Source organism: Vibrio sp. 10N.247.310.17 (assembly GCF_041466605.1).
GTDB lineage: Bacteria > Pseudomonadota > Gammaproteobacteria > Enterobacterales > Vibrionaceae > Vibrio > Vibrio tasmaniensis_A.
The window spans coordinates 38,849-44,958 of the sequence record NZ_JBFSTC010000037.1; the positions used below are offsets into that span (position 1 = coordinate 38,849).

The 6,110-nt window shown below is 43.6% G+C and carries 5 protein-coding genes; 1 reads left to right on the forward strand and 4 read right to left on the reverse strand.

Annotated elements, in window-relative coordinates:
- Positions 1 to 81 precede the first annotated feature (81 nt).
- The 3 genes from ybeY to miaB form a co-directional block, all read right to left on the reverse strand.
- Entirely contained in the window at positions 82 to 543 is a 462-nt protein-coding gene (ybeY, locus tag AB6D80_RS12295; protein WP_012603383.1) for an rRNA maturation RNase YbeY, read from the reverse strand.
- Positions 544 to 1,665 (reverse strand): PhoH family protein, encoded by a 1,122-nt coding sequence (locus tag AB6D80_RS12300; protein ID WP_048607945.1) that lies wholly within the window; start codon positions 1,663 to 1,665, stop codon positions 544 to 546.
- A 163-nt stretch (positions 1,666 to 1,828) separates the two neighbouring features.
- Positions 1,829 to 3,253: a tRNA (N6-isopentenyl adenosine(37)-C2)-methylthiotransferase MiaB gene (miaB, locus tag AB6D80_RS12305; RefSeq protein ID WP_009848484.1), complete on the reverse strand. Its 1,425-nt coding sequence runs from the start codon at positions 3,251 to 3,253 to the stop codon at positions 1,829 to 1,831.
- Positions 3,254 to 3,561: 308 nt separating this feature from the next.
- On the opposite strand from miaB, the gene AB6D80_RS12310 reads away from it, so the two are divergent.
- Entirely contained in the window at positions 3,562 to 4,737 is a 1,176-nt protein-coding gene (locus tag AB6D80_RS12310) for a 2-octaprenyl-3-methyl-6-methoxy-1,4-benzoquinol hydroxylase (protein ID WP_135385312.1), read from the forward strand.
- 121 nt (positions 4,738 to 4,858) lie between these two features.
- On the opposite strand, the gene AB6D80_RS12315 is transcribed toward AB6D80_RS12310, so the two are convergent.
- The gene (locus tag AB6D80_RS12315; protein ID WP_372188634.1) at positions 4,859 to 5,899 is read right to left on the reverse strand and encodes a lactonase family protein; all 1,041 of its coding nucleotides are present in this window, start codon (positions 5,897 to 5,899) and stop codon (positions 4,859 to 4,861) included.
- Positions 5,900 to 6,110 lie beyond the last annotated feature (211 nt).

The window sequence follows — 6,110 nt, forward strand, 5'->3', positions numbered from 1 at the left end:
CACGTTACAACTCAGATTCCTGCGAAAATCACAAGTTCGATGAGTTATTGTTTCTCTGCAACCTACTTTACTAGAATCAATTTACTTTTCTAGAATGTAAGGGTCTTCAAACCCCATAGATTGCATGATTTCTGTCTCGAGTGACTCCATCTCTTCAGCTTCATCATCTTCGATATGATCGTAACCTAGCAGATGCAGACTGCCATGTACAACCATATGAGCCCAGTGTGCTAGCAGAGGCTTACTTTGCTCTTCTGCTTCTTTTTCGACAACTTGGCGGCAGATAATGAGGTCGCCCAGTAGATCTAACTCGATCCCTGGAGGAGCCTCGAATGGAAAAGACAACACGTTAGTTGGCTTGTCTTTGCCACGATATTCATGATTGAGCTGGTGGCTTTCTTGTGTATCAACGATACGAACCGTCAACTCAGCGTTCTCTTGAAACTGAGGAATTGTCTTGTCCAACCAAAGCTGAATATCTTGCTCAGTTGGAAGACCTTGCTCATTTTCGACCGCTAATTGCAGGTCTAGTTCAATAGACATCTATTTATCACCTTGTTCTGCAATTACAGAGCTATTTTGTGTTGCTAATTGTGTCGTAACTGCCTGCTGAGCCTCAAGAAGTTTGGCTTCACGCTCTTCACGTTTACGCTTTTCAAACTCTTTGCGCTCTTTCTGGTCTTTTGCTTCCCACTTCTCGTATGCGTTGACGATACGAGCGACTACAGGGTGACGAACGACGTCTTCAGACATGAAGAAGTTAAAGCTAATGTCGTCGACTTCATTGAGCACTTCAGTCGCATGGCGTAAGCCTGATTTTGCACCACGAGGTAAATCGATTTGCGTAATATCACCAGTGATCACAGCGCGTGAGTTAAAACCGATACGGGTTAAGAACATCTTCATCTGTTCTACCGTGGTGTTTTGGCTCTCATCAAGAATGATAAACGCATCATTCAATGTACGACCACGCATGTAAGCCAGTGGCGCAACTTCAATTACGTTACGTTCAATCAGCTTCTCAACTCGCTCAAAGCCAAGCATCTCAAACAGCGCATCGTAAAGTGGACGTAAATATGGGTCTACTTTTTGGCTTAAATCACCCGGTAGGAAACCAAGCTTCTCACCGGCTTCAACAGCAGGGCGAGTCAGTAGGATTCGGCGAACCTCTTGGCGTTCAAGTGCATCAACTGCTGCAGCAACGGCTAAGTAGGTTTTACCTGTACCTGCTGGCCCAATACCAAAGGTGATGTCATGAGTGACCATGTTCATTAGGTATTGTGCTTGGTTTGGCGTTCGAGGTTTGATAACGCCTTTTTTAGTCTTAATAGTCACTTCTTTGCCGTAGTCAATTTCAGACTCGACGTGTTGCTCCAAAATGCCAGACTCGGTGATCGCCAGATGTATTTGCTCTGGTTCGATATCGATTATGTTGCCTTTAACTGGAGCCGTTTCAACATAGAGGTGTTTGATGATGTCTAAAGCTGCGGCTGTAGTGTGAGGCTTACCGACAATCGTGAAAAAGTTGCTACGGTAATTAATCTCAACGCCCAGACGACGCTCAAGATGCTTGATGTTGTCGTCAAATGGTCCGCATAAACTTGCCAAGCGCTTGTTATCTGCTGGCTCTAGATTTATCTCTAAGGTAACGATTTTATTGCTCAAATTAGCCTCTCATTTTGTGCCACTCACTCTTAAATATAAAAAAGAGCAAAAAGCCCGATTTAGACCGGGCTTTTGATGGTGATATCCCTATTTCTAAGATGGTCACTTAGTTAGGTAATTTCAAGCTTTGTGTTTGCGCTTTGTGCTCAAACAGTTGTATTGCCTATGGCGTAAATGTCGCTACACCTAGCTCGTCTTCACGTTTTGTTTTTTCCATCATTTCTGCTGGAGTCATTACAACGCGTAGACCCATGTCTTTTTCTGTGCGAACTAGCTCACCACGTAGTGAGTTAGTGTAAACCTCAGTGATCTTCACATCTACAAACTGACCGATTAGGTCTGCAGAACCTTCGAAGTTCACAACACGGCTGTTTTCAGTACGGCCACGCAGTTCCATGAGATTCTTTCTTGATGGACCTTCAACAAGAATACGCTGCTCTGTGCCTAGCATTAGACGAGAGAAGCGCATAGCTTGTGTATTTACCGTTTGTTGCAGTTCGTATAGACGATCTTTCTTCTCTTGTGCTGGTACATCACATGGGTAATCTGCCGCTGGCGTACCTGGACGTGGAGAGAAAACAAAGCTGAAGCTCATATCGAAATCAACTTCTTTAATTAGCTTCATTGTATCTTGGAAGTCTTGCTTAGATTCACCAGGGAAACCAACAATAAAGTCTGAGCTGATTTGAATATCAGGACGAGCTTTACGCAGTTTGCGGATAATAGACTTGTACTCGATTGCCGTATGCGGGCGTTTCATCATCGTAAGAATACGGTCACTACCACTTTGTACAGGCAAGTGTAAGAAGCTCACTAGCTCTGGCGTATCTTTGTAAACTTCAATGATGTCGTCACCAAACTCAAGCGGGTGGCTTGTTGTGAAACGAATACGGTCGATACCGTCGATAGACGCAACTAGGCGAAGGAGCTCTGCAAATGTGCAGATGTCACCTTCGTGAGTAGGGCCTCGGAATGCGTTTACGTTTTGGCCTAGCAGGTTTACTTCACGTACGCCTTGCTCGGCAAGTTGTGCAACTTCGAACAGCACATCATCCATTGGACGACTAACTTCTTCACCACGAGTATATGGAACAACGCAGTAAGTACAGTACTTAGAACAACCTTCCATGATAGAAACGTAGGCTGTTGCGCCGTCTGCTTTTGGCTCTGGCAGGTTATCGAACTTTTCGATCTCTGGGAAAGAGATGTCCATTACTGGCTTTTCGTTAGACAGTGATGACTTAATCATCTCTGGCAAACGGTGTAATGTTTGTGGGCCAAAGATTACGTCTACGTAAGGTGCACGTTGACGAATGTGATCACCTTCTTGAGTCGCTACACAGCCACCCACACCGATCACCACACCTTCTTTTTTATCTTTAAGCGTTTTCCAACGACCAAGCTGGTGGAATACTTTTTCTTGCGCTTTTTCGCGGATAGAACAAGTATTCAATAGTAGTACGTCTGCTTCCTCAGGTACTTCAGTTAGCTCATAGCCATTTGCAGCGTTAAGCAGGTCGGCCATTTTTGATGAATCATATTCATTCATCTGACAGCCCCAAGTTTTAATTAGCAGTTTCTTACTCATTATATGTTCGCTCGATCGTTAGTTTAATTTAAGGGAGCAAATCGCCCATTATTCATCCGCTAGCTCCGTTCGTCATAATTCGGTATTCAATTTTATGACAGGCTCTAGCGGCAAGCGGCGTATTGTACTGGTTTCAAAACCGACTGACTAGTAGTCTGAACAAATCTCTTATGTAGTAGTTTTTATTATCGTCAACGCCATATGCCATAAGGGGTAACCCTTCTTTCGAATAAGGTTTTTGGTTACAAGTTCGTTATGAAAAAGTACAATCAAAAACAGTCAAAGAATCAAACTGATAAGTACAAAATATGAACAGTTACGATATTGTAGTCGTCGGTGGCGGCATGGTTGGTGCAGCAACAGCAATCGGTTTTGCAAAGCAAGGTCTGAGTGTTGCGGTGATCGAAGGTTTTGCCCCACAAGCTTTTGATGAGTCGCAAGCGATGGACATTCGTGTGTCAGCGATTTCTCAAGCATCGGTCGATTTGCTTGAAGATCTTGGTGCATGGCAAAGTATTGCAGCGATGCGCGTCTGTTCTTACAAGCGATTGGAAACTTGGGAACACCCAGAGTGTCGTACTCGGTTTGATGCTGCATCTCTTGATTTACCTCGTTTAGGTTACATCGTTGAGAATCGATTAATCCAATTGGGTTTATGGGCTCAGTTTGATGCCTACAACAATCTCGAACTGTTATGTCCAGAAAAGCTCGATGAGATTGAGTTTGGTGAGACCAATATAGTCAAGCTTCAGTCGGGTACTCAGTTGTCCGCGAAGTGGGTGGTTGGCGCTGATGGCGCAAATTCAGCCGTCCGTCAGCAAGCAGGGATTGGTATTACGGCTTGGGATTACCGACAGCACTGCATGCTTATCAACGTAGAAACAGAACAGCCTCAGCAAGATATTACTTGGCAGCAATTTTTACCAAGTGGTCCTCGTTCATTTTTGCCTTTGTGTTCTCTAGTCTCTGACGATCAAGAAGTCGGGCAGGGCTCGTTAGTTTGGTATGATTCTCCACTGCGTATTAAGCAATTGTCAGCAATGCCCCCTGAAAAACTACGTAATGAAGTACTTACTCACTTTCCTAAAGAGTTAGGTGATATCAAAGTTTTGAACTCGGGTTCTTTTCCTCTGACACGACGTCATGCTCAATCATACTCAAAGAATAACTGTATTTTAGTCGGGGACTCTGCACATACGATTAACCCTCTAGCAGGGCAGGGTGTTAACTTGGGTTTTAAAGATGTGGCAGCACTATTGGATATCACCCAAGAGAAAGGTGAATTGAATCAATCTGTGGCGAGACGTTATGAAGTGATCAGAAGAGGTGACAATCTAATGATGCAAAGTGGCATGGACTTTTTCTACAAAACGTTTAGCAATGACATTGGCCCACTTAAGTTTGTGCGAAATGCAGCACTAAAGCTAGCAGAAAACTCAGGGCCGATTAAATCACAGGTGCTTAAGTACGCTTTAGGGTTGTGATTGGTTACTCCAAGTTATCTAGTTATAAAAGAAGGAGAGCTGAGGCTCTCCTTTTTTGATTTCATGATAGTGCTTAGTGCTTAGTGCTTAGTGCTTAGTGCTTAGTGCTTAGTGCTTAGTGCTATTGCGTCACACAAACAGGCGCATCAATGGTTAAAGAGCATCCAGTATAAATGAGAGATCCATCCTCAATATTTCGTTTGAATGACGTGAGGTTGTTGGAGTGCTGGTTTGCGGCGATAAGCCATTGCCCGTCTTTAGTGATATGAAAGTCGCGAGGGAACTTACCTTCAACATCGTAACTATCCATAAAAATGAGCTTTTGAGTGACGGAGTCTATTCTAAAACAACTGATTCTGGATTGATGTCGGCAAGACACATAAAGGAATTGCTCATCTGGCGATAGCTTAATCGCAGCTGCGGCTTCTCCCTTCTCCATATTAGGCAATGCATCAATCTCTTCCACTACATTCCAAATGCCTAAAGACTTTTCTAAAATCAATATTGTTTCAGAGAGCTCACACACCACATAGGCTCTATCTTCAGCTTGGTTAAAGGTTAGATGACGAGGTCCATTCCCTGCACGCACTTTGATAGATTGCATTGGTTCATCAAGGAACTCTTCTTGCTCTTCGTCAAAGCAATAGAAGTTGATTCGATCGGTTCCGAGATCGACGGTCACAAACTGCGGAGAGTTCTTTAGGAAAAGGCTTTGATGTGCATGTGGGCCTGTTTGTCTTTCTGCATTAGGTCCAGAACCAACCATTTTGAGTGTTTTGAGCCGTTCATCGATATTGCCATTGATACTTAAACTAAAGATATCGAATGTCCCTGATGAATATTGCGATGTAATAGCAAACTTATTGTGGGGATCTATCGTGATATGACAAGGGTGATCTCCTGAGATTGGCCCAGTATTTGACGCTATTGTTGAATCAGAATTCGGTATATGAATCAGTTGTGGTTGCATCTTTTGGTCAACTTCAGAAGCTGTGTAGACCCCCAGCTTTGTCGTGGTAATAAACGAGGGGTTAGTGCAGGCCGCTATAAGCTTTAAAGGCAACAGCGTTCCCGTTTCTAGATCTAACTGAGTTTGATATACACCTTGGCTATTACTTGGAGAATCTGTGTAGCAACCGATCGTTAAAGGGAGGGTTTTCATGGGCAGTCATACTCAGTTAGGAAATGGAGCAGACATTGTCTAATAAAATTGTAGTAAAAGTGAGGTTATAGGAGAGAATACTTGGTGACTTGGCTTGCAGATTTACATATTCCAGATAAAACAAAACCCAGCTAAAAAGCTGGGTTCTATTCAATGATGGTGCGGTCGGAGAGACTTGAACTCTCACACCTCTCGGCGCCAGAACCTAAAT

What these genes read in the sequence shown, in the direction of transcription:
- ybeY (WP_012603383.1), bottom strand. Translation starts at nt 543, where the DNA reads ATGTCTATTGAACTAGACCTGCAATTAGCGGTCGAAAATGAGCAAGGT.
- miaB (WP_009848484.1), bottom strand. Translation starts at nt 3,253, where the DNA reads ATGAGTAAGAAACTGCTAATTAAAACTTGGGGCTGTCAGATGAATGAA.
- AB6D80_RS12310 (WP_135385312.1), top strand. Translation starts at nt 3,562, where the DNA reads ATGAACAGTTACGATATTGTAGTCGTCGGTGGCGGCATGGTTGGTGCA.
- AB6D80_RS12315 (WP_372188634.1), bottom strand. Translation starts at nt 5,899, where the DNA reads ATGAAAACCCTCCCTTTAACGATCGGTTGCTACACAGATTCTCCAAGT.